Genomic DNA, 22,313 nt, shown 5'->3' with positions numbered 1-22,313 from the left:
GCGATCAGAAACGAAAAAGCCCCGCCGAGGCGGGGCTTTTTCCTGCTACCGGGCCTTACAGGCCGGCGGCATCACGCAGGGCGGCAGCCTTGTCGGTGCGCTCCCAGGTGAAGGCGGTGAAGGTGTCACCGTCGTAGGTCATTTCGAACGGGTTGCGACCGAAGTGGCCGTAGGCTGCGGTCGGCTGGTACATCGGGTGCAGCAGGTCGAGCATCTTGGTGATCGCGTACGGACGCAGGTCGAAGTGCTCGCGGACCAGTTGGATGATCTTGTCATCGCTGATCTTGCCGGTGCCGAAGGTGTTGATCGAGATGGAGGTCGGCTGGGCCACGCCGATGGCGTAGGACACCTGGATCTCGCAACGCTCGGCCAGGCCGGCGGCGACGATGTTCTTGGCCACGTAGCGGCCGGCGTAGGCGGCGGAACGGTCGACCTTGGACGGGTCCTTGCCGGAGAACGCGCCGCCGCCGTGACGGGCCATGCCGCCGTAGGAGTCGACGATGATCTTGCGGCCGGTCAGGCCGCAGTCGCCCACCGGGCCACCGATGACGAAGTTACCGGTCGGGTTGATGTGGAACTGGGTGTCCTTGTGCAGCAGTTCGGCCGGCAGCACCTGCTTGATGATCAGCTCCATCACGCCTTCGCGCAGGTCCTTGTAGCTGACTTCCGGGTTGTGCTGGGTGGACAGCACGATGGCGTCGATACCGACGACCTTGCCGCCTTCGTAGCGGCAGGTGACCTGGGACTTGGCATCCGGGCGCAGCCACGGCAGCAGGCCGGATTTGCGGGCCTCGGCCTGGCGCTCCACCAGGCGGTGGGAGAAGCAGATCGGTGCGGGCATCAGCACGTCGGTTTCGTTGCTGGCATAGCCGAACATCAGGCCCTGGTCGCCAGCGCCCTGGTCTTCCGGCTTGGCGCGGTCGACGCCTTGGTTGATGTCCACCGACTGCTTGCCGATGATGTTCAGCACGCCGCAGGTGGCGCCGTCGAAGCCGACTTCGGAGCTGTTGTAACCGATGTCGATGATGACCTTGCGCACCAGCTCTTCCAGGTCGACCCAGGCGGAAGTGGTGACTTCACCGGCGATGATCGCGACACCGGTCTTCACCAGGGTTTCGCAGGCCACGCGGGCGTATTTGTCCTTGGCGATGATGGCGTCGAGCACCGCATCGGAAATCTGGTCCGCGATCTTGTCCGGATGGCCTTCGGAGACGGATTCGGAGGTGAAAACTGAGTATTCGCTCATCTAACGGTTCCTATCATTTACCGGTGGGTGAGGACGCTTCGCGAATCCGGTTTGGCGAAGTGCCGCACCTGGATCTGAAAGCCATTGCGTAAACCGATGTACACACTTTCGCCGGACGCGAGCCCGGCGGCGTCGGCCCAGCGGGCCAGGTCTTCCTGTTCGAACCCCAGCCAGAGATCGCCACAGGCCTCGCGGGCCCAGCTCTGGTCGTGGCTGCAGAGTTCGGTCACCAGCAGGCTGCCACCGGGTTTCACCAGGTGTGCCAGCTGCTTCATGGCCTCCGCCGGTGCGGCGAAGTGATGCAGCACCATGTTCAGCACCACACAGTCCGCCGCGTCGTCGACGTCCTGCAGGGCGTCGCCCAGCCGCAGCCGGACGTTGTTCAATCCATCGCTGGCGCAACGTTGCCGCGCCATTGCAAGCATGGTCTCGCTGTTGTCCAGCGCCGTGACCTGATCGAAACGCCGGGCCAGCTCGGGGAGAAACCCGCCGTCGCCGGGGCCGACTTCCAGCGCCGTGGCGCCGGCGGCGAAGCTCAGTGCATCGAGCAGCGCCAGTACGCTTTCGCGGTATTGCGGCAGTCCTGCGATCAGGTCCTGGGTCGCCTGGAACTTCTCCGCACTACGGGCGAAATAGTCGCGGCTCACGGCGGCACGTTGGGCGTGTACGCCGTCGACCCGGGCGCTGACGTCATCGGCCAGCGCCAGTTCGTCCACTTCTTCGAGCAGCGCCCCGTGCAGCGTGCCGCCCAGGCTTTCACCCTGGGGCAGGGCGCGGCGATAGAAGATCGCGTTGCCTTCGCGACGGGTAGCGACCAGGCCGGCCTGGGCCAGCACCTTCAGGTGATGGCTCATGCCCGACTGACGTACGCCGAAGATATGTGCCAGTTCCAGTACGCCGAACGAATCGTTGGCCAGCACCCGCAGCACGTTCAGCCGCAGCGGGTCGCCGCCGGCCTTGCACAGGGCAGCCAACTGGTCGCAATCGTCGTGGCGGATTTCGGGCAGGCGCAGACTCATGGGTTGCGCAGTCTAGTCATGGCCTTCGGGGTCGGCAAGGGCTGTATCAAAAAGTTTTGATATTGCCGGATGAGTGGTTTTTGATCAGCCCACGGCGATAAACCGGTGCCCTGTGTCAGGCATCTGCCGATCTGTCATTGCCCCACAGGGGCCGGCTGGGCGAAAATACCGGCCTTTTTTCATTCCCTTCGATCTTTCGAAGCAGCCCCCGCAGGAGATTCAGCGATGCCCAGCCGTCGTGAGCGAGCCAACGCCATCCGCGCACTCAGCATGGATGCCGTGCAGAAAGCCAACAGCGGCCATCCTGGCGCCCCCATGGGCATGGCGGATATCGCCGAAGTCCTCTGGCGCGACTATCTCAAGCACAACCCGAGCAACCCGCAGTGGGCCGACCGCGACCGCTTCGTGCTGTCCAACGGCCACGGCTCGATGCTGATCTACTCGCTGCTGCACCTCACCGGCTACGACGTCACCGTCGATGACCTGAAGAACTTCCGCCAGATGCACTCGCGTACCCCGGGCCACCCGGAGTACGGCTATACCGCTGGCGTCGAGACCACCACCGGCCCGCTGGGCCAGGGCATCGCCAATGCCGTGGGCATGGCGCTGGCCGAAAAAGTACTGGCTGCGCAGTTCAACCGCGACGGCCACAGCATCGTCGACCACTACACCTACGCCTTCCTGGGCGACGGCTGCATGATGGAGGGCATCTCCCATGAAGTCGCCTCGCTGGCCGGCACCCTGCGCCTGAACAAGCTGATCGCCTTCTACGACGACAACGGCATCTCCATCGATGGCGAAGTCCACGGCTGGTTCACCGACGACACCCCCAAGCGCTTCGAAGCCTACGGCTGGCAGGTGATCCGCAACGTCGACGGGCATGACGCCGACGAGATCAAGACCGCCATCGACACCGCCCGCAAGAGCGACGCGCCGACCCTGATCTGCTGCAAGACCATCATCGGCTTCGGTTCGCCGAACAAGCAGGGCAAGGAAGAAAGCCACGGCGCCGCCCTGGGCGTCGACGAAGTGGCCGCCACCCGCGCTGCGCTGGGCTGGAACCACGGCCCGTTCGAAATCCCGGCGGACATCTACGCCGAGTGGAGCGCCAAGGACAGCGGCGCCACCCGCGAAGCCGAGTGGAACAAGCGCTTCGCTGCCTACCAGGCCGCGCACCCGAAACTGGCCGCCGAGTTCGAGCGCCGTGTGGCCGGTGAGCTGCCCGCCGACTTCGCCGAGAAGGCTGCTGCCTACGTCGCCGACGTCGCCCTGAAGGGTGAGACCATCGCCAGCCGCAAGGCCAGCCAGAACGCCCTGAACGCCTTCGGCCCGCTGCTGCCGGAACTGCTGGGCGGCTCCGCCGACCTCGCCGGTTCCAACCTGACCCTGTGGAAGGGCTGCAAGGGTGTGAGCGCCGACGATGCCAACGGCAACTACCTGTTCTACGGCGTGCGCGAGTTCGGCATGAGCGCCATCATGAACGGCGTGGCCCTGCACGGCGGCTTCATCCCCTACGGCGCAACCTTCCTGATCTTCATGGAATACGCCCGCAACGCGGTGCGCATGTCCGCCCTGATGAAGCAGCGCGTGCTGTACGTGTTCACCCACGACTCCATCGGTCTGGGCGAAGACGGCCCGACCCACCAGCCGATCGAGCAACTGGCCAGCCTGCGCCTGACCCCGAACCTGGACACCTGGCGCCCGGCCGATGCCGTGGAATCCGCGGTGGCCTGGAAGTACGCCATCGAGCGCGCCGACGGCCCGTCCGCACTGATCTTCAGCCGCCAGAACCTGCCGCACCAGCCGCGCGACGCCGCCCAACTGGCCGATGTGGCCCGTGGCGCCTACGTGCTGAAAGACTGCGACGGCGAGCCGGAACTGATCCTGATCGCCACCGGCTCCGAAGTCGGCCTGGCCGTGCAGGCGTTCGACAAGCTCAGCGCCGAAGGCCGCAAGGTGCGCGTGGTCTCCATGCCGTCCACCAGCGTCTTCGACCAGCAGGACGCCGGCTACAAGCAGGCCGTGCTGCCGGTACAGGTCGGTGCGCGCATTGCCATCGAAGCGGCCCACGCCGACTATTGGTACAAGTATGTGGGCCTGGAAGGCCGCGTGATCGGCATGACCACCTTCGGTGAGTCGGCCCCGGCCCCGGCGCTGTTCGAACACTTCGGCTTCACCGTCGAGAACGTGCTGGAAGTCGCCGCCGAGCTGCTCGAAGCCTGACGAGCGCCTGAGCCTGCCGGGGTGCGTTACGCCCCGGCAGCGATCACCAAGGGATAACAATGTCCAAGCGCCCTTACCGAGTTGCCCTCAACGGCTACGGCCGTATTGGCCGCTGCGTGTTCCGTGCCCTGCACGAACGCGGCGCCAAGGCCGGTTTCTCCATCGTCGCGCTGAACGACCTGGCGGACCTGGCCAGCCTGGAATACCTGACCCGCTTCGACTCCACCCACGGCCGCTTCCCCGGCGAGGTGAGCGTGGCCGACGGCTGCCTGCATGTAGGCGGCGACTGCGTGAAGGTGTTCCGCGAAGCCGAACCCGAGGCGATCGACTGGCGTGCCCTGGACATCGACCTGGTGCTGGAATGCTCCGGCGTCTACAACACCCGCGCCGATGGTGAGCGCTTCCTCACCGCGGGTGCGTCGCGGGTGCTGTTCTCGCAGCCGATGGCCAGCGAGGCGGATATCGACGCCACCGTGGTCTTCGGTATCAACCAGCAAGAGCTCTCCGGCGCCGAGACGCTGGTGTCCAACGCCTCCTGCACCACCAACTGCAGCGTGCCGCTGCTCAAGCTGCTGAACGAGGCCGTGGGCATCGAGTACGTCTCGATCACCACCATCCACTCGGCGATGAACGACCAGCCGGTGATCGACGCCTACCACCACGAAGATCTGCGCCGCACGCGTTCGGCCTTCCAGTCGGTGATCCCGGTGTCCACGGGGCTGGCGCGCGGCATTGAGCGCCTGCTGCCGGAACTCGCCGGGCGAATCCAGGCCAAAGCCATTCGGGTGCCGACGGTGAACGTCTCAGCCCTGGACATCACCCTGCAGGTCTCCCGCGATACGTCCGCCGAGGAGATCAACCGCGTGCTGCGCCAGGCTGCCGCCGAAGGCCCGCTGAAAGGCCTGCTGGCGTACACCGAGCTGCCCCACGCCAGCTGCGATTTCAATCATGACCCGCACTCGGCCATCGTCGATGGCAGCCAGACTCGCGTTTCCGGCCCTCGCCTGGTGAACGTGCTGGCCTGGTTCGACAACGAGTGGGGGTTCGCCAACCGCATGCTCGACACCGCAGGGCACTTCCTGCACGTCGCCGCTACTGAACGTTAATCAAACAGCCCCTACAGGACTGACTGTCATGACCGTGTTGAAGATGACCGACCTCGACCTCAAAGGTAAGCGCGTACTGATCCGCGAAGACCTCAACGTTCCGGTGAAGGACGGTGTGGTCAAGAGCGACGCGCGTATCCTGGCCTCGCTGCCGACCATCAAGCTGGCCCTGGAGAAGGGCGCGGCGGTAATGGTCTGCTCGCACCTGGGCCGCCCGACCGAAGGTGAATTCTCCGAAGAGAACAGCCTGCAGCCGGTCGCCGACTACCTGTCCAAGGCCCTGGGCCGCACTGTGCCGCTGGTCAGGGATTACCTGGGCGGCGTCGAGGTGAAGCCGGGTGAAGTCGTGCTGTTCGAGAACGTGCGCTTCAACAAGGGCGAGAAGAAGAACGCTGACGAGCTGGCCCAGCAATACGCCGCCCTGTGCGACGTGTTCGTCATGGACGCCTTCGGCACCGCCCACCGCGCCGAGGGTTCCACCCACGGTGTAGCCAAGTTCGCCAAGGTCGCTGCCGCTGGCCCGCTGCTGGCCGCCGAACTGGAAGCCCTGGGCAAGGCGCTGGGTAATCCAGCGCGCCCGATGGCGGCCATCGTCGCCGGCTCCAAGGTGTCGACCAAGCTCGACGTACTGAACAGCCTGGCGCAGATCTGTGACCAGTTGATCGTCGGTGGCGGTATCGCCAACACCTTCCTTGCCGCGGCAGGCCACAAGGTCGGCAAGTCCCTGTACGAGGCCGACCTGGTCGATACCGCCAAGGCCATTGCCGCCAAGGTCAGCGTACCGCTGCCGGTGGACGTGGTGGTTGCCAAGGAATTCGCCGAGACTGCCGTTGCTACCGTCAAGGACATTGCTGACGTGGCCGACGATGACATGATCCTGGATATCGGTCCGAAGACGGCGGCCCAGTTCGCCGAGTTGCTGAAGACTTCCAGGACCATCCTCTGGAACGGTCCGGTCGGCGTGTTCGAGTTCGACCAGTTCGGCGAAGGCACCAAGACCCTGGCCAAGGCCATCGCCGAAGGTTCCGCCTTCAGCATCGCCGGCGGTGGCGACACCCTGGCTGCCATCGACAAGTACGGCATCGGCGAGCAGATTTCCTACATTTCCACCGGTGGTGGCGCCTTCCTTGAGTTCGTCGAGGGCAAGGTCCTGCCGGCCGTCGAAGTGCTGGAACAGCGCGCCAAGGCCTGACCTGGGGCGTTGCCGGGCGACAGTAAAGCAAACCTCCGCGGCATCCTCGGGTCACAAGCCTAGTATGGATGCCAAGGAGAACGGTCATGCGAGCTGTCACCCCTTTGTTGTCGTTTTGCCTCGTGCTGGTGGGTTGCGCCGGAGGCGGCGGGACGCCCAGTACCTGTGAAGTGATGAGCCCGCCCTCGGTCATGGTGCCTTCGGACCAGAACCGCGAGCGGGTGGAAAGCCAGAGCAGCGGCGATCCGACCCCTGACCAGAAGCCGGTGAACTGCCCCTGAGGCCTCGTCCGGCGGTCGGGTCACGAACTGGCAGTGCCGCACGCGCCCTGGCGTAGGCGGCACTGGCGTTCCTGCGGCGGGACGGGCAATCTGGCGCATTGGATATCCGGCGGCGCGTCCGCCCGAAGGAGAGTCGCCCGATGCTGCGTTATATCGTCCCGGCCCTGGGCCTATTGCTGGTGGCGGGCTGCTCGAGCCATTCGTCCGGCGGCAAGGCGGCTTCGGGTAGTGGCTGGAACCACTGGGTCTGCGACAGCAAGGCCGAGGTGCAGTGGCGCTACGTCGATCCCAGCAAGTCGGTGGTCGACCTGAAGCTGGGTGAGGACGACGTGGTCCATCACCTGGAAGAGGAACCCGGCGGTTCCGGCGCTTTCTATAGCGACGGGCTGATCGGCTTGAGCATCAAAGGCGACCAGGGCCTGGTCTACTGGGTCGAGAGCAACGACCTGATCGGCCGTGGTTGCAAGGCGCCCTGAGCGCCGATTGTCCGGCGTGCGCCGGAAGGCTTGAACACGGCCTGTCCCTGCGGCAGGCTTCCAAACATGTAGTTAAGGGGCTCGTGTAACCGAGCCTGACTTCTGGGAGAAGCGAGACCATGGCACTCATCAGCATGCGCCAAATGCTGGACCACGCCGCCGAGTTCGGCTACGGCGTTCCGGCTTTCAACGTCAACAACCTGGAGCAGATGCGCGCCATCATGGAAGCGGCCGACAAGACCGATTCCCCGGTGATCGTGCAGGCCTCCGCCGGTGCCCGCAAATACGCCGGTGCGCCTTTCCTGCGCCACCTGATTCTCGCGGCCATTGAAGAATTCCCGCACATCCCGGTGTGCATGCACCAAGACCACGGCACCAGCCCCGACGTCTGCCAGCGCTCCATCCAGCTGGGCTTCAGCTCGGTGATGATGGACGGCTCGCTGAAGGAAGACGGCAAGACCCCGGCCGACTACGAGTACAACGTCCGCGTGACCCAGCAGACCGTTGCCTTCGCCCATGCCTGCGGTGTGTCCGTGGAAGGTGAGCTGGGCTGCCTGGGCTCCCTGGAAACCGGCATGGCCGGCGAAGAAGACGGCGTTGGCGCCGAAGGCGTGCTGGATCACAGCCAGTTGCTGACCGACCCGGAAGAGGCTGCGGACTTCGTCAAGAAGACCCAGGTCGACGCCCTGGCCATCGCCATCGGCACCAGCCACGGCGCCTACAAGTTCACCAAGCCGCCGACCGGCGACGTGCTTTCCATCGAGCGCATCAAGGAAATCCACAAGCGCATCCCCAACACCCACCTGGTGATGCACGGCTCCTCCTCGGTGCCGCAAGAGTGGCTGAAGGTGATTAACGAGTTCGGCGGCGACATCAAGGAAACCTACGGGGTGCCGGTCGAGGAAATCGTCGAAGGTATCAAGCACGGTGTGCGCAAGGTCAACATCGACACCGACCTGCGCCTGGCTTCCACCGGCGCCATCCGCCGCATGATGGCCGAGCAGCCGAGCGAGTTCGACCCGCGCAAGTTCTTCGCCAAGACCATCGTCGCCATGCGTGATATCTGCATCGCCCGCTACGAAGCCTTCGGCACCGCCGGCCATGCCTCGAAGATCAAGCCGATCTCCCTGGAAGGCATGTTCCAGCGTTACGCCAAGGGTGAGCTGGTGTCGAAGGTCAACTGATCTCGAGCCCGGTTCCCGCTCTCGCTCTGTTTCTGAAGAGTTGAAGAGTTGAAGAGCCCCGCCCTGCGGGGCTCTTTCGTATTCGCCAGAAGGAAATCGCCGATGTTGCGCGCCTTGTTTTCCGTCTTGCTGCTGGCGCTTCTCGCGGGGTGTTCGCTGTCCCCGGCACAGCCTCCCGCGCCAGCGCCCAAGCCGCCCGTGGATCTGCCCGTGGATGCGCAGAACTGCCTGACGCACCAGGAGTGCACGCTGAAGACCTCGCGCACCCTGCTGTTCGTCTTCGACTATGCCGAAGCGGGCGCCGCGCTGGTGGAAAATGAAAACCGCGTGCTCAGTACCCCGGAAAAGGCGCCGAAGAAGGGCTGGCCGGCGATCCGCATCCAGTTGGCCGATCCGGATGGCGGTCGCTTCGAGTTCTCCAGCGAATGCCGGCAGAAGCGCTGCATTATCAAGGAATCGCGCCTGCTCAGCTGCTACCGTAGTTATCTGGACGGAAAAGCCTGCCGGTTCCGCTGAGCGCTGGTGCTCCGGCCGGACGGGCTCTGGAGGCACGATGACGGATGTACACGGCAGTGCGCGGGAGGGGTTCTCCCGCGAAGCTAAGACCTACGCCCACGGGCGTCCGGATTATCCCGACGAGCTGCTGGGCTGGCTCGGCGAAGAGCTGGAGATCGGCGCGGGCAGGAGCGTTGTCGATCTTGGCGCAGGCACCGGGAAGTTCACCACGCTACTGCTGCGCACGGGGGCGCAGGTCACTGCCATCGAGCCTGTGGCAGCGATGCGGGAGCAGCTCAGTGCGGCGCTGCCTGCCGTGAAGGCGCTGAATGGCACGGCACAGGCGATACCTCTGGCGGCAGAGAGCATCGATGCACTGACTTGCGCACAGGCCTTCCACTGGTTCGCCGACGCGCGGGCGCTGGAGGAAATCCATCGCGTCCTGCGGCCGGGCGGCCATCTTGGCCTGGTCTGGAACGTGCGCGACGAGCGGGTCGACTGGGTGGCCCAGGTGACGCGGATTCTCGAGCGCTACGAAGGCAGCACGCCGCGCTTCCACACCGGGCAATGGCGCCGCGCCTTTGCCGGGGCGCGTTTCGAGGAACTGCGGTTGCGCGAGTTCAGCTACCAGCACCTCGGCCCGCCGGAGCAGGTCATAGTCGCACGCACCCTCTCGGTGAGCTTCATCGCGGCGCTGCCTGACGAGCAGAAGCAGCGTGTCGCCGATCAGCTGCACGAGCTGATCGCCACGCACCCGGCGCTGAAAGGGCGCAGCGAAATTGCCTTCCCATACCGCACCGAGGCCTACAGCACCCGCGCGTTGGCCTGAACGGCGAATGCGGTAGACTGGCGGACGTTCTCTCCGCCAGTCGTTTCCCATGCAGCCGCTTCGCTATCTCCAGGCCTATCCGCCACAGCTCCAGGACCAGGTGCGCCAGCTCATCGAGCAGGACCGCCTCGGCGAGTATCTGGAGCGCCGCTACCCCGGTCGCCACGACGTGCAGAGCGACAAGGCGCTGTACAGCTATGCCATGGACCTCAAGCAGCAGTACATGCGCACTGCGCCCGCGGTGGACAAGGTGCTCTACGACAACAAGCTGGACGTGGTGCAGCGGGCGCTTGGCCTGAATACGGCGATCTCGCGTGTACAGGGCGGCAAGCTCAAGGCGAAGAAGGAGATCCGTGTTGCCTCGTTGTTCAAGGAGTCAGCTCCCGAGTTCCTGCAGATGATCGTCGTCCACGAGTTGGCGCACCTGAAGGAGCGCGATCACAGCAAGGCGTTCTACCAGCTCTGCGAGCACATGCTGCCCGGTTATCACCAGCTGGAATTCGACCTGCGCGTCTACCTGACCTGGCGCGACTTGCCTCAGTAGTAGAGTCGCCCGAGGTAGAACAGCCCCAGGCACCACGGCAGCAGCAAGGCGAGGCCCAGGTAACGCAGCGCTTTGCGCGGGCCGCGCTCGCCCTGGTTCAGCCAATGGATGCCCGCCAATATCAGTGCATAGACCGCCAGACCCGCCAGCAGCCACTCATATTGCTCCGTTGTGGGCGACACCGGGCCGAGATGGGTGTGGGTCAGGTGCCACGCGCAAAGGATGATGGCCGGCATGAGCAGTAGCAGTGCCACCAGAACTCGCCCTGCGAGGCGCAGCAGGAAGGCGATGAACAGCCCGGCCAGGCCGGCGCTGGCAATCAGCACGGTGAACGCCTGGTCGAGGTAGACGAGGTCAGGCGCCGGCTCGAGTGAGCGTGGCTGTGCGAGCAGGCGCAACAGGGGCGCGCCGAGCACAAGGACGATCAGGCAGAACAGCCAGCCAGTCAGAGGGCGCGGCATTCGAATTTCCTGATGAAGTTGCTGCGGGAAGCCCCTGACGTGCCGGATGGGGTCGGTCGCCTGGGGTTGTTCACCGCCGCAAAGCCCAGATTAATCAATGCTTTGGCTAAATGCCATGATTTTGTCGGGAATGATTCCCGAAAATGAGAAGGCCCCTCCTGGGAGGGGCCTTGCTATCAGAACAGGTCGATCGGCGCTTCTTCGTCCGCCGGCATACCGCTGCCGGGAGTGCTACCAGGCGCCAGTTCGTTCATTGACGGAGGTGTGTCTTCGTTTTTGAACAGTTCGAAGTACGCGCCTGGTGTGCCCGGAGGCGCCGCGCGGCCCGTGACTGGGTCGATACGCAGGCTGACCATGCCGGGCGGCTCGGGCAGCAGATGCGAAGGCTTGTCCTTGAGCGCCGCGCCCATGTAGCGCATCCAGATCGGCAGGGCCACGTTACCGCCGTACTCGGCGCGGCCAAGGCTTTCCGGCTGATCGAAGCCCACCCACACGGTGGTCATGAAATCGGCGTTGAAGCCGGAGAACCAGGCATCCTTCGACTCGTTGGTGGTGCCGGTCTTGCCTGCCAGATCGTCGCGCTTGAGCGCCAGGGCACGGCGGCCGGTGCCGCGCTTGATCACGTCCTGCAGCATGCTGGTCATGATGTACGCGGTACGGGCGTCGAGGACGCGTTCGGCTGCCGCCGGTTCGATCGTGGTCCTGGCTTGGCTCGGGTCGTCATTGCCGAAGGCGTCGGTAGCGGCCGGTTGCGGCTGTGCCTGTACCTGCTCCCCGTCGCGGGGAATGCTGGGTGGGTTGGCCTGGTAAAGCACCTGGCCGTCGCGGCTTTCGATGCGCTGGACGATATAGGGTGAAACCTTGAACCCGCCATTGGCGAAGACGGTCCAGGCGCTGGCGATCTCCATCGGGGTCAGGGTCGCGGTTCCCAGGGCCATGGAAAGGTTGGGCGGCAGGTCATCCTTGTTCAGGCCGAACTTGCTGATGCATTCGCGCGCGCGATTGACGCCCAGGGCCTGGAGAATGCGGATCGAGACCATGTTGCGCGACTTGTAGAGCGCTTCACGCATGGGAATCGGGCCGAGGAAGGTATTGGTGTCGTTCTTCGGGCGCCAGACCTTGTCCAGATACTCGTCGTAGAACACCACCGGTGCATCGTTGATCAGCGAGGCGGCAGTGAAGCCGTTGTCGAGCGCGCAGCTGTAGATGAACGGCTTGAAGCTCGAGCCGGGCTGGCGACGGGCCTGGGTGGCGCGGTTGTAGTTGCTCTGTTCGAAGGAGAAGCCACCGACCAGCGCCATGATCGCGCCGTCCTGCGGGTTCAGCGACACCAGGGCGCTCTGAGCGGCAGGCACCTGGGTCAGGCGCAGCGAGCCGTCGTCCTTGCGTTGCACGCGAATCACATCGCCGGCTTGCACTACATCGCTGGGCTGGCTGGGCATGCGGCCCATGCTGTTGTTGCTCAGGTACGGGCGGGCCCACTTCATGCCGTCCCAGCTCAGGGCCTCTTCCTTGCCGTCGCGGGTCATGACCATGGCACCGCTTTTCTCGACCTGGACAACGATGGCCGGTTCCAGGCCGCCCAGCGGGCGCTGCTGTGCGATAGCCTGGCGCCAGGCGTCGCGGGTCTTGCCAGGTAGGCGGGTTTCGGGGCCGCGGTAGCCGTGGCGCTGGTCGTAATCCTGCAGGCCTTCGCGCAGGGCGGTATTGGCGTCTTCCTGCAGATCACTGCGTACGGTGGTGTAGACGCGATAGCCTTCGGTGTAGGCGTCGCCGCCAAAGCGACCGACCAGCTCGGCGCGGGCCATCTCGGCGATGTAGGGGGCAGCCAGTTCCGGAGTCTGGACGTGGTAGGAAGCGCCGACCGGTTCCTGGATGGCTGCCTGGTAGCGTTGCAGGTCGATGAAGCCGAGCTTGAGCATGCGCTCGAGAATCCAATTGCGACGTTCCAGGCTGCGCGCGGCATTCGCCAGTGGGTTGTAGCGCGAAGGCGCCTTGGGCAGGCCGGCGATCATCGCCATCTGGGCCAGGCTCAAGTCCTTGATGGACTTGCCGTAGTAGACCTGGGCCGCGGCCTCGACGCCGTAGGCGCGGTTGCCGAGGTAGATCTTGTTCACGTAGAGCTCGAGGATCTCGTCCTTGGTGAGCGAACGTTCGATCTGCAGGGCGAGCAATATCTCGTTGATCTTGCGGGAGAAACTGCGCTCGTTGGTGAGGAAGTAGTTCTTCGCGACCTGCATGGTGATGGTGCTGCCGCCGGTCTGGATGTGCCCAGTCTTCAATAATTGCGCGGCAGCACGCATCAGGCTTTTGACGTCCACGCCATAATGGTTGGCGAAATTGTCATCTTCAGCCGATAACAGTGCGTGGGTGAAATCCGGGGGGATTTCAGCAAATCGAATCGGCGTTCGGCGCATCTCGCCAAACTCTGCTATCAATTTGTTATCAGCACTGTACACCCGCAGCGGCATCTGCAATCGCACGTTGCGCAAGGCCTCCACGGAAGGGAGGTTCGGGCTGAGGTACAGATAGGCGCCGCTGAAACTGAGCAGCACTCCACAAATAATGGTGACGCAAGTCCACCACAGAAACTTCAGCAGGCGCATCGGAAGGTCTTGGATTTCCAGAGAAAAGAAAGAGTTAAGCGGATGGTGCGGTAAAAAGGGAAAAGCTGATCACATTATAAGCAGTTTTTTTGCTGGCGAGCCATTTGCGAAGCTGTCAAGTCTGGTATCTAATGTGGAAAAACATAAATCGTCCGTAAGTCTCGGATGCTGATAGGAAATCAGTCGTGCTAGGGCTCTTCAATAAGAAAGCGAACACGCTGCTGGGGATAGACATCAGTTCGACTTCGGTCAAACTTCTCGAATTGAGCCGCTCTGGAGGCCGCTACAAGGTAGAGGCCTACGCTGTCGAGCCGCTCCCGCCCAATGCAGTGGTAGAAAAGAACATCGCTGAGCTGGAGGGTGTCGGCCAGGCGTTGTCACGTGTGGTCGCCAAGGCGCGGACCGCTGTGAAAACGTCTGCGGTCGCGGTTGCCGGCTCGGCGGTCATCACCAAAACCATCGAGATGGACGGCGGACTCTCGGACGACGAGCTGGAAAACCAGCTCAAGATCGAGGCCGACCAGTACATCCCCTATCCCCTCGAAGAGGTTGCCATCGACTTCGAGGTGCAAGGCACATCCGCGCGCAACGCAGAGCGCGTCGATGTTCTTCTTGCCGCTTGCCGCAAGGAAAACGTCGAGGTGCGCGAAGCTGCGCTGGCGCTCGCGGGTCTGACAGCCAAGGTCGTCGACGTCGAAGCCTATGCGCTGGAGCGAGCATTCAGTCTGCTGGGAGACCAGCTGGGCGGCAATGCCGACGAGCTCACAGTTGCGGTGGTCGATATCGGCGCCACCATGACCACGCTGAGCGTCCTGCACCACGGACGCACCATCTATACGCGCGAACAGCTCTTCGGTGGGCGTCAGTTGACCGAGGAAATCCAGCGTCGCTATGGCCTGTCGGTCGAAGAAGCTGGCCTTGCCAAGAAGCAGGGCGGTCTTCCGGATGACTACGACAGCGAAGTGCTGCAACCGTTCAAGGATGCCGTGGTCCAGCAGGTGTCTCGTTCCTTGCAGTTCTTTTTCGCCGCCGGTCAGTTCAACGATGTGGATTACATCCTGCTGGCGGGTGGCACTGCGTCCATCCCTGACCTGGATCGCCTGATCCAGCAGAAGATCGGCACTCCGACCCTGGTGGCCAACCCGTTCGCCGACATGGTGCTGAGCGGCAAGGTCAACGCCGGTGCGCTGGCCAGCGATGCGCCGGCGCTGATGATTGCCTGCGGTCTGGCGATGAGGAGTTTCGACTGATGGCACGCATCAACTTATTGCCCTGGCGAGAGCAACTGCGCGAGGAACGCAAGCAACGCTTCCTGGTGATCCTCGGTGCTGTGCTGCTGGCTTCCGGGGCCCTGATTTTCCTGGGGGACCAATACTTCAATTCGGCCATCGAGAACCAGAGCGCGCGTAATAATTTCCTGCGCAAGGAAATCGCCGTGCTGGATGCCCGGATCAAGGAGATCAGCGAGCTGAAGACCCGTCGCCAGCAGCTGCTGGAGCGGATGAAGATCATCCAGGACTTGCAGGGCAACCGCCCGATCATCGGCCGGGTGTTCGATCAGTTGGTTCGCACCTTGCCCGATGGCGTGTTCTTCACCGAGCTGAAGATGTCCGGGAAGTCCATTTCCATTGCGGGGGCAGCCGAATCCAACAATCGCGTCTCCAACCTGATGCGTAACCTGGATGCATCGGAGTGGCTGATGTCGCCGAACCTCACCGAAGTGAAGGCCGTCACTCAGGGTGCACTGGATCAGGCGAACGTCTTCCAGTTGACCGTGCAGCAGACCCAGCCCGGCGGCGAGGAACAGAACAAGACCAGCGCCGCGCAAGGAGCCAAGAAATGAGTCTGGCCAGTTCTCTGGAGAGCTTGCGCAAGATCGATATCAACGATCTTGACCTGAACAACCTCGGCTCCTGGCCGGCAGCGGTCAAGTTCATCGCCTGCGTACTGGTGATGGCTGTGGTACTGGTGCTCGGGTACAACTTCCACCTGAAGGATCTGCAGGATCAGCTGGACCGCAATCGCGACGAGGAGCAGACCCTCAAGCAGCAGTTCTCGACCAAGGCCTTCCAGGCGGCAAACCTGGACGCCTACAAGGTACAGATGAAGGAAATGGAAGAGTCCTTCGGTGCCTTGCTGCGTCAACTGCCGAGCGATACCGAGGTGCCCGGGCTGCTGGAAGACATCACCCGCACCGGTCTGGGCAGTGGCCTGGAGTTCGAAGAGATCAAGCTGCTGCCGGAAGTTACCCAGCAATTCTACATCGAGCTGCCGATCCAGATCAGCGTTGTAGGGGGGTATCACGACCTGGCTACCTTCGTCAGCGGTGTGGCCAGCCTGCCACGCATCGTGACGCTGCATGATTTCGACATCAAGCCGGCCAGCCCGGACAGCACCTCGAAGCTGCGCATGAGCATTCTGGCGAAGACCTATCGGTACAACGACAAGGGCGTGAAAGCTACTGTCCCGGCCGCAGGAGCGAAGAAGAAATGAGGGGGCGCCTGATCATTTGCAGTTTCCTGCTCCTGACCCTTAACGGCTGCGGCTCGGGAAGCGACTTTGCCGACTTGCAGAGTTTCATGGATGAAGTGCGCGCTCGCCCGAAAGGTGCCATCGAGCCGCTGCCGAAGTTCCAGGCATACGAGGCCTTCACGTACAGTGCTGCGTCCTTGCGCAGTCCTTTCCAGCCACCAGTGAAGATCGATCTGGCGGTCAAGCAGAAGGGCAACAAGGTCATCAAGCCTGACGAGACCCGGGTCAAGCAGTTCCTCGAGGGTTTCAATATCGAGACCTTCGAAATGGTCGGTACGCTGGGCAAGGACAGTCAGGTGTTTGCGCTCGTCAAAGGTGCAGGAGGGGTGCATCGGGTGCGGGTGGGTGACTACCTTGGGCGTAACGACGGCAAGATCGTTGCGATCAGCGAAGCCAAGATCGACGTGATTGAAATCGTTCCTGATGGTGAGGGTGGCTGGCTGGAGCGTCCGCGCAGCCTGACTCTCAAGGAACGCTCCTAAGGGCGGGGATGAACATGGATAACAAACAGCAGTCTGCACGACGGATTCAGACGATGAATAGAACGCTTTCCCGCCTGAGCATTTCCCTGCTCGCGGCCGTATTTGCGCCAGCTTTGCTGGCCGCCAACCTGCAGAGCGTCGATGTGGCGGCCCTGCCGGGAGACCGCGTGGAGCTCAAACTCGGTTTCGACGAGCCGGTGGCTGCACCGCGTGGCTATACCATCGAGCAGCCCGCGCGTATCGCACTGGATCTTCCGGGCGTGCAGAACAAGCTGGGTAGCAAGAACCGTGAACTGGGTGTGGGGAACGCCCGTAGCCTGACAGTCGTTGAGGCTAAGGATCGAACCCGTCTTATCGTCAACCTGAGCACCCTGGTGCCTTACAGCACGCGCGCCGAAGGTGCCAACCTGTATGTGGTGGTGGGTGGAGCAGGTTCTGCTTCCAGTTCATACGCTTCTGCGTCGCCGACTCCTTCGGCAGTTGCCAAGCCTGTGCAGGCCAAGCCTTACATTCCGGCTGGTAAGGCAATCCGCAATGTGGATTTCCAGCGCGGCGATCAGGGCGAAGGCAACGTCGTAATCGATCTTTCCGATCCGACGGTCAGCCCGGATATCCAGGAACAAGGCGGCAAGATCCGTCTGGACTTCCCTCGCACCCGGTTGCCGGACAATCTGCGCGTTCGTCTGGATGTGAAGGACTTCGCCACGCCGGTGCAGTTCGTCAATGCATCCGCTTCGGGCGACAAGGCCAGCATCTTGATCGAACCGACCGGGCTGTATGACTATCTGGTCTACCAGACCGACAATCGCATGACCGTCAGCATTAAGCCGCTGACCCAGGACGATGCCGAGAAGCGCAAGAAAGACACCTTTGCCTATACCGGCGAGAAGCTGTCGCTGAACTTCCAGGACATCGATGTGCGCTCGGTCTTGCAGTTGATTGCCGACTTCACCGACCTGAACCTGGTGGCATCGGATACCGTGCAGGGCAACATCACCCTGCGCCTGCAGAATGTGCCTTGGGACCAGGCGCTGGACCTGGTGCTCAAGACCAAGGGCCTGGACAAGCGCAAGGTCGGCAATGTGCTGCTGGTTGCGCCGGCCGATGAAATCGCGGCTCGCGAGCGCCAGGAACTGGAAGCACAGAAGCAGATTTCCGAGCTGGCCCCCCTGCGCCGTGAGCTGATCCAGGTCAACTACGCCAAGGCATCGGATATCGCCAAACTGTTCAGCTCGGTGACTGGTGCAGGGGCTCCAGGTGCTCCAGCTGCAGCACAGGGTGATAACCGTGGATCAATCACCGTAGATGATCGTACCAACAGCATCATCGCCTACCAGACGCAGGATCGCCTGGATGAGCTGCGCCGTATCGTTGCTCAGCTGGATATTCCGGTACGTCAGGTGATGATCGAGGCGCGTATCGTTGAGGCTTCGGTCGATTACAGCAAGAGTCTCGGGGTCCGTTGGGGGGGGGCCTTTACCTTCGGAAACTGGGCCAGTTGGGGCAAGAACGGGAACATTGGTACCGGCGGCGATAACGGCACCAGCTGCGGTCCGTTCGGTGGTGGTGGCTGTACCCTGCCGACAACCAACAACGTTCCTACTCCGTCGGTTGACCTTGGTGTGACCAACAGCACTTCTGGCATCGGCATCGGCTTCGTGTCCAACAATGCGATTCTGGATCTGCAATTGTCGGCGATGGAGAAGGGCGGTAACGGCGAAGTCGTATCCCAGCCGAAGGTTGTCACTTCCGACAAGGAAACTGCCAAGATCCTGAAAGGTACGGAGATTCCGTACCAGGAAGCCAGTTCCAGTGGTGCAACATCGGTTTCCTTCAAGGAAGCTGCATTAGCGCTGGAAGTGACTCCGCAGATCACCCCAGACAATCGCATCATCATGGAAGTGAAGGTCAACAAGGACGAGCCGGACTTCGCCAACGCGCTGAACGGCATTCCGCCGATCAAGAAGAACGAAGTGAACGCCAAGGTGCTGGTCAACGATGGCGAGACCATCGTAATCGGTGGCGTGTTCTCCAACACCCAGACCAAAGCCGTGGACAAGGTTCCGTTCCTGGGTGACGTTCCGGTGCTGGGCCGACTGTTCCGTCGAGATTCGGTAACCGACAGCAAGAACGAGCTACTGGTTTTCCTTACCCCGCGGATCATGAATAATCAGGCCATTGCAGTCGGCCGTTGATCAATGTCGTGTCCAATTTGATTCTGGTAGGCCCGATGGGGGCTGGTAAAAGCACCATCGGGCGTCTTCTCGCCAAAGAGCTTCACCTCGTCTTCAAAGATTCGGATAAAGAGATCGAGCAGCGCTGCGGAGCCAACATCCCCTGGATATTCGATGTCGAGGGCGAGGCGGGCTTCCGTGAGCGTGAGCAGGCGATGCTGGCCGAGTTGTGCGATGAAGGGGGCATGGTCATTGCCACCGGTGGCGGCGCGGTGATGCGCGACGCCAATCGGCTCATCCTCAAGGCCGGCGGCAAGGTGATCTACCTGCACGCCTCGGTCGAACAGCAGATTTCCCGCACGGCGCGCGACAAGAATCGCCCGCTGCTGCAGAAGCCCAATCCGGACCAGATCCTTCGTGATCTCATGCAGATGCGCGACCCGCTCTATCGCGAAATCGCCGACGTGATCATCGAAACCGACGAGCGGCCTCCACGCCTGGTCGTACTGGAGATTCTGGAGCGGTTGCGTGAGCTTGAGCGCCATTAACGGCGCTGCAATCTGCGGTATCCTAGTCCCCTTTCTTGCCTGGGGGTTTCATGCGCACACTCAACGTCGATCTGGCCGATCGCAGCTACCCGATCTACATCGGTGAAGGGCTGCTGGACGATCCGCGCTACTTCGAGCCGCATATTCGCGGCCGCCAGGTAGCCATCGTCACCAACGAAACCATCGCGCCGCTGTACCTGGATCGACTGCAGAAGACCCTGGCCGGCTACAAGGTCACCACGGTCGTGCTCCCCGACGGAGAGGCCTACAAGCAGTGGGAAACCCTGCAACTGATCTTCGATGGCCTGCTGACCGCGCGCCATGACCGCAAGACCACCCTGATTGCACTGGGCGGTGGCGTCATCGGCGACATGACCGGTTTCGCGGCGGCCTGTTACCAGCGTGGTGTCGACTTTATCCAGGTGCCGACCACCCTGCTGTCCCAGGTGGACTCCTCGGTCGGCGGCAAGACCGGCATCAACCACCCGCTGGGCAAGAACATGGTCGGGGCCTTCTACCAGCCCCAGGCCGTGGTCATCGATACCGCGACCCTGAAGACCCTGCCGCCGCGCGAGCTGTCGGCGGGCTTGGCGGAAGTGGTCAAGTACGGCTTCATCTGCGACGAGCCCTTCCTCACCTGGCTGGAAGCGCACATGGATGACCTCCTGGCGTTGGAGCCCACCGCGCTGACCGAGGCCATCGAGCGCTCCTGCGCCGCCAAGGCGCGAGTGGTCGGCGCCGACGAGAAGGAAACCGGCGTCCGCGCCACGCTCAACCTGGGCCACACCTTCGGCCACGCCATCGAGACCCACATGGGTTATGGCGTCTGGTTGCACGGTGAGGCGGTGGGTGCGGGAACCGTGATGGCACTTGAGATGTCGCATCGGCTGGGATGGCTGACAAAGGCCGAACTCGACCGCGGTATCCGCCTGCTTGCTGCGGCGAAACTGCCGGTGGTCCCGCCGCAGGAAATGAACGCCGAGCATTTTCTCGAGCACATGGCTGTCGACAAGAAAGTGCTCGATGGCCGTTTGCGTCTGGTATTGCTCCAAGGGCTGGGGGGCGCGGTCGTGACCGCCGAATTCCCCCGTGAGATTCTGGAAGAAACACTGCGCGCTGACTACCAGGCACTGGTCGGTCAGGCAGGAGAACACTGAGGTCCCATGTCCAGCTTGCATGCCGATGAGGCCTTCCTGGCCCACTACCAGTTCAGCCACGATCCGTTCGCACCGCGGGTCCCGGGCTTCAAGTTCTTCCCGGCGCAGCGCAAGCCCGTACTGGGCCAGCTGCACCACCTAGCGCGCTACAGCCACCTGCTGCTGGCCGTCACCGGCCCGCTGGGCAGCGGCAAGACGCTGCTGCGCCAGGCGCTGGTGGCCAGCACCAACAAGGACGCCGTCTCCAGTGTGGTGATTTCCGGTCGCTCAGTGACCGACGAAGCCACTCTGCTGCGGCAGCTCGCGCAAGGCCTGGGTATCACCCAGACCAGCATCGAGGCGATCCTCGCCAAGGTCGCCCAGTTGGCGATCACCGGGCAGGACGTTTATCTGCTGGTGGACGACGCCGAGCAACTGCGCGACGACGCCCTCGAAGTCCTGCTGCTGCTGGCTGCCGGCAACTCCGAAGCGCGCCTGCACGTCTTCCTGTTCGGCGAGCCCGAGTTGCTGTCGCGCCTGGAAGTGCTGTCCGAAGGCGAGGAGCGCTTCCATGCCATCGAACTGCAACCCTACAGCGAGGAAGAGACCCGCGAGTACCTAGCGCAGCGCCTGGAAGGCGCGGGGCAGGGCATCGAGCTGATCTCCGCCGACCTGCTGGCCGACATTCACGAACAATCCGGTGGTTGGCCGGGCACTATCAACCAGACCGCCCGCGACGCGATGATCGAGGCGATGCTGGCGGATCGTAGCGGCGAGCGCAAAGCGGCCGGTGCCGGCTTCAAGCTGCCGAAGAAACATCTGGCCATCCTGGGCGTGGTCGCGATTGGCGTCATCGCTGCCTGGTTCATGCAGGGCAAGACCACCAAGCCGGAGACAGCGAGCAGCACCGCTGCGCAGACTTCGTCGCAACTGCCGCTGAATGGCGCTGCACCGCAGCCGAACGCTCAGCCGCAGCCTGATGCCCAGGGTAATGGCCCGTCGGTGGAGTTCGCTGGCTCCAACCAGCCGCTGCCGTTGCCGCTGGTCGGTGAAAGCCAGCCGGTGATCCGCGAGCCGATGGCCCAGGCCGGCGGCCAGGAGGATGCCGACGAAGGCGCCATGCCGTCCGCAGCCATTCCGCCGACCGTGACCACCACCGCGCCGCCGGTGACTCCGCTGGCCAATAACGGCCCTAAACCGCTGAACCCGGTTCCGCCGGCCCCCGCCCAACAGCAGGCAGCTATCCAGCCCACGCCGACTCCGGCGGCTACGCCGCGCCCGGAGCCGGTCAAGCCGGCCGCTACCGCACCGGCCAAGCCTGTCCAGACTGCCAAGCCGGCAGCGTCCAAACCTGCCACCACCGTTGCCAGCGCCAAGCCGGCGACCGCCGCCAGCAAGCCCGTCGCAGCCGTCGGCAGTGCCGGCGGCAGCAACTGGTATCAGTCCCAGGCCGGGTCGCGCTACTCCGTGCAGGTGCTGGGCACCGGTTCCGAAGCCAGTGCCAAGGCCTTCATCAGCCAGCAGGGCGGTGGCGAGTACCGCTACTTCCGCAAGAACCTGCAGGGCAAGCCGTTCTATGTGGTGACCTACGGCAACTTCGCTGACCGTAATGCCGCCCAGGCTGCGATCAAGAAGCTGCCGGCGAAGATCCAGGCCTCCAAGCCCTGGGCCCGACCCTTCTCCAGCATCCAGCAGGACATCGCCGGGGCGCGCTGAAAGGTCGCACTGTCGCAATACTGAAAAAGCCGAGCCCCATACCCTGGGTCTCGGCTTTTTTAT

General features: G+C 63.2%; 21 protein-coding genes. 17 read left to right on the top strand and 4 right to left on the bottom strand.

The genetic code is table 11. From position 1 onward, the window contains the following. Positions 1-55: 55 nt before the first annotated feature. Positions 56-1,246: a methionine adenosyltransferase gene (metK, locus tag PNI01S_RS16955; protein WP_024764161.1), complete on the bottom strand. Its 1,191-nt coding sequence runs from the start codon at positions 1,244-1,246 to the stop codon at positions 56-58. Positions 1,247-1,263: 17 nt separating this feature from the next. Continuing rightward, positions 1,264-2,265, bottom strand: a complete 1,002-nt coding sequence (locus tag PNI01S_RS16950; RefSeq protein WP_065327932.1) for an ArsR/SmtB family transcription factor — start codon at positions 2,263-2,265, stop codon at positions 1,264-1,266. Between the two features lie 225 nt (positions 2,266-2,490). Here PNI01S_RS16950 and tkt point away from each other — a divergent pair, with 225 nt between their 5' ends. From tkt to PNI01S_RS16905, 9 genes are all read left to right on the top strand, one after another. Continuing rightward, entirely contained in the window at positions 2,491-4,488 is a 1,998-nt protein-coding gene (gene tkt / locus PNI01S_RS16945) for a transketolase (protein WP_065327931.1), read from the top strand. 59 nt (positions 4,489-4,547) lie between these two features. Then, positions 4,548-5,594, top strand: a complete 1,047-nt coding sequence (epd, locus tag PNI01S_RS16940) for an erythrose-4-phosphate dehydrogenase (protein WP_024764158.1) — start codon at positions 4,548-4,550, stop codon at positions 5,592-5,594. Positions 5,595-5,622: 28 nt separating this feature from the next. After that, positions 5,623-6,786: a phosphoglycerate kinase gene (locus tag PNI01S_RS16935; protein WP_024764157.1), complete on the top strand. Its 1,164-nt coding sequence runs from the start codon at positions 5,623-5,625 to the stop codon at positions 6,784-6,786. An 86-nt stretch (positions 6,787-6,872) separates the two neighbouring features. Next, positions 6,873-7,067, top strand: coding sequence for a hypothetical protein (locus PNI01S_RS16930; protein ID WP_024764156.1), 195 nt, complete (start codon positions 6,873-6,875; stop codon positions 7,065-7,067). 140 nt (positions 7,068-7,207) lie between these two features. Next, positions 7,208-7,543: an MliC family protein gene (locus PNI01S_RS16925; protein ID WP_024764155.1), complete on the top strand. Its 336-nt coding sequence runs from the start codon at positions 7,208-7,210 to the stop codon at positions 7,541-7,543. A 119-nt stretch (positions 7,544-7,662) separates the two neighbouring features. After that, a complete protein-coding gene (fba, locus tag PNI01S_RS16920; RefSeq protein WP_024764154.1) occupies positions 7,663-8,727 on the top strand; it encodes a class II fructose-bisphosphate aldolase in 1,065 nt (354 codons plus the stop codon). A gap of 48 nt (positions 8,728-8,775) precedes the next feature. Further along, positions 8,776-9,243: a hypothetical protein gene (locus PNI01S_RS16915; RefSeq protein ID WP_231387536.1), complete on the top strand. Its 468-nt coding sequence runs from the start codon at positions 8,776-8,778 to the stop codon at positions 9,241-9,243. A 37-nt stretch (positions 9,244-9,280) separates the two neighbouring features. Beyond that, complete coding sequence (locus PNI01S_RS16910; RefSeq protein ID WP_024764152.1) at positions 9,281-10,051, top strand: class I SAM-dependent methyltransferase; 771 nt, start codon at positions 9,281-9,283, stop codon at positions 10,049-10,051. Between the two features lie 49 nt (positions 10,052-10,100). Beyond that, entirely contained in the window at positions 10,101-10,595 is a 495-nt protein-coding gene (locus PNI01S_RS16905; protein WP_084358665.1) for a M48 metallopeptidase family protein, read from the top strand. Here the strand turns inward: PNI01S_RS16905 and PNI01S_RS16900 are convergent. Beyond that, positions 10,589-11,056 (bottom strand): hypothetical protein, encoded by a 468-nt coding sequence (locus PNI01S_RS16900; protein WP_024764150.1) that lies wholly within the window; start codon positions 11,054-11,056, stop codon positions 10,589-10,591. The two genes, PNI01S_RS16905 and PNI01S_RS16900, sit on opposite strands and share 7 nt — an antisense overlap. A gap of 176 nt (positions 11,057-11,232) precedes the next feature. Continuing rightward, positions 11,233-13,662: a penicillin-binding protein 1A gene (locus PNI01S_RS16895; RefSeq protein WP_024764149.1), complete on the bottom strand. Its 2,430-nt coding sequence runs from the start codon at positions 13,660-13,662 to the stop codon at positions 11,233-11,235. Between the two features lie 185 nt (positions 13,663-13,847). Between PNI01S_RS16895 and PNI01S_RS16890 the strand changes: the two genes are divergently transcribed. From PNI01S_RS16890 to PNI01S_RS16855, 8 genes are read left to right on the top strand one after another with little or no spacing between them, the layout of a single operon-like run. Further along, entirely contained in the window at positions 13,848-14,912 is a 1,065-nt protein-coding gene (locus PNI01S_RS16890) for a pilus assembly protein PilM (protein ID WP_024764148.1), read from the top strand. Then, on the top strand, positions 14,912-15,505 hold the full coding sequence (pilN, locus tag PNI01S_RS16885) for a type 4a pilus biogenesis protein PilN (RefSeq protein WP_024764147.1): 594 nt from the start codon (positions 14,912-14,914) through the stop codon (positions 15,503-15,505). Before PNI01S_RS16890 ends, pilN begins: the two co-directional genes overlap by 1 nt. Further along, positions 15,502-16,155 carry a type 4a pilus biogenesis protein PilO gene (gene pilO / locus PNI01S_RS16880; RefSeq protein ID WP_037010140.1) on the top strand — a complete coding sequence of 218 codons (654 nt, stop codon included), beginning with the start codon at positions 15,502-15,504 and terminating at the stop codon, positions 16,153-16,155. Before pilN ends, pilO begins: the two co-directional genes overlap by 4 nt. Next, complete coding sequence (gene pilP, locus PNI01S_RS16875) at positions 16,152-16,676, top strand: type 4a pilus biogenesis lipoprotein PilP (protein WP_024764145.1); 525 nt, start codon at positions 16,152-16,154, stop codon at positions 16,674-16,676. The genes pilO and pilP overlap by 4 nt, the downstream gene beginning before the upstream one ends. Positions 16,677-16,729: 53 nt before the next feature. Beyond that, positions 16,730-18,871 carry a type IV pilus secretin PilQ gene (locus PNI01S_RS16870; RefSeq protein ID WP_084358664.1) on the top strand — a complete coding sequence of 714 codons (2,142 nt, stop codon included), beginning with the start codon at positions 16,730-16,732 and terminating at the stop codon, positions 18,869-18,871. Positions 18,872-18,879: 8 nt separating this feature from the next. Further along, entirely contained in the window at positions 18,880-19,398 is a 519-nt protein-coding gene (aroK, locus tag PNI01S_RS16865) for a shikimate kinase AroK (protein WP_024764144.1), read from the top strand. A gap of 50 nt (positions 19,399-19,448) precedes the next feature. Then, entirely contained in the window at positions 19,449-20,555 is a 1,107-nt protein-coding gene (aroB, locus tag PNI01S_RS16860) for a 3-dehydroquinate synthase (protein WP_024764143.1), read from the top strand. Positions 20,556-20,561: 6 nt separating this feature from the next. Continuing rightward, positions 20,562-22,250, top strand: a complete 1,689-nt coding sequence (locus tag PNI01S_RS16855; RefSeq protein WP_084358663.1) for an AAA family ATPase — start codon at positions 20,562-20,564, stop codon at positions 22,248-22,250. Positions 22,251-22,313 lie beyond the last annotated feature (63 nt).

It is taken from the genome of Pseudomonas nitroreducens NBRC 12694, from assembly GCF_002091755.1.
GTDB classification, from domain to species: Bacteria; Pseudomonadota; Gammaproteobacteria; order Pseudomonadales; family Pseudomonadaceae; genus Pseudomonas; species Pseudomonas nitroreducens.
This window is presented reverse-complemented; position numbering and strand designations above follow the sequence as displayed.

Bases quoted from the DNA above. Each gene is read 5' to 3' on its own strand.
- metK (WP_024764161.1), bottom strand. From the start codon at position 1,246: ATGAGCGAATACTCAGTTTTCACCTCCGAATCCGTCTCCGAAGGCCAT.
- PNI01S_RS16950 (WP_065327932.1), bottom strand. From the start codon at position 2,265: ATGAGTCTGCGCCTGCCCGAAATCCGCCACGACGATTGCGACCAGTTG.
- tkt (WP_065327931.1), top strand. From the start codon at position 2,491: ATGCCCAGCCGTCGTGAGCGAGCCAACGCCATCCGCGCACTCAGCATG.
- epd (WP_024764158.1), top strand. From the start codon at position 4,548: ATGTCCAAGCGCCCTTACCGAGTTGCCCTCAACGGCTACGGCCGTATT.
- PNI01S_RS16935 (WP_024764157.1), top strand. From the start codon at position 5,623: ATGACCGTGTTGAAGATGACCGACCTCGACCTCAAAGGTAAGCGCGTA.
- PNI01S_RS16930 (WP_024764156.1), top strand. From the start codon at position 6,873: ATGCGAGCTGTCACCCCTTTGTTGTCGTTTTGCCTCGTGCTGGTGGGT.
- PNI01S_RS16925 (WP_024764155.1), top strand. From the start codon at position 7,208: ATGCTGCGTTATATCGTCCCGGCCCTGGGCCTATTGCTGGTGGCGGGC.
- fba (WP_024764154.1), top strand. From the start codon at position 7,663: ATGGCACTCATCAGCATGCGCCAAATGCTGGACCACGCCGCCGAGTTC.
- PNI01S_RS16910 (WP_024764152.1), top strand. From the start codon at position 9,281: ATGACGGATGTACACGGCAGTGCGCGGGAGGGGTTCTCCCGCGAAGCT.
- PNI01S_RS16905 (WP_084358665.1), top strand. From the start codon at position 10,101: ATGCAGCCGCTTCGCTATCTCCAGGCCTATCCGCCACAGCTCCAGGAC.
- PNI01S_RS16900 (WP_024764150.1), bottom strand. From the start codon at position 11,056: ATGCCGCGCCCTCTGACTGGCTGGCTGTTCTGCCTGATCGTCCTTGTG.
- PNI01S_RS16895 (WP_024764149.1), bottom strand. From the start codon at position 13,662: ATGCGCCTGCTGAAGTTTCTGTGGTGGACTTGCGTCACCATTATTTGT.
- pilN (WP_024764147.1), top strand. From the start codon at position 14,912: ATGGCACGCATCAACTTATTGCCCTGGCGAGAGCAACTGCGCGAGGAA.
- pilO (WP_037010140.1), top strand. From the start codon at position 15,502: ATGAGTCTGGCCAGTTCTCTGGAGAGCTTGCGCAAGATCGATATCAAC.
- pilP (WP_024764145.1), top strand. From the start codon at position 16,152: ATGAGGGGGCGCCTGATCATTTGCAGTTTCCTGCTCCTGACCCTTAAC.
- PNI01S_RS16870 (WP_084358664.1), top strand. From the start codon at position 16,730: ATGAATAGAACGCTTTCCCGCCTGAGCATTTCCCTGCTCGCGGCCGTA.
- aroB (WP_024764143.1), top strand. From the start codon at position 19,449: ATGCGCACACTCAACGTCGATCTGGCCGATCGCAGCTACCCGATCTAC.
- PNI01S_RS16855 (WP_084358663.1), top strand. From the start codon at position 20,562: ATGTCCAGCTTGCATGCCGATGAGGCCTTCCTGGCCCACTACCAGTTC.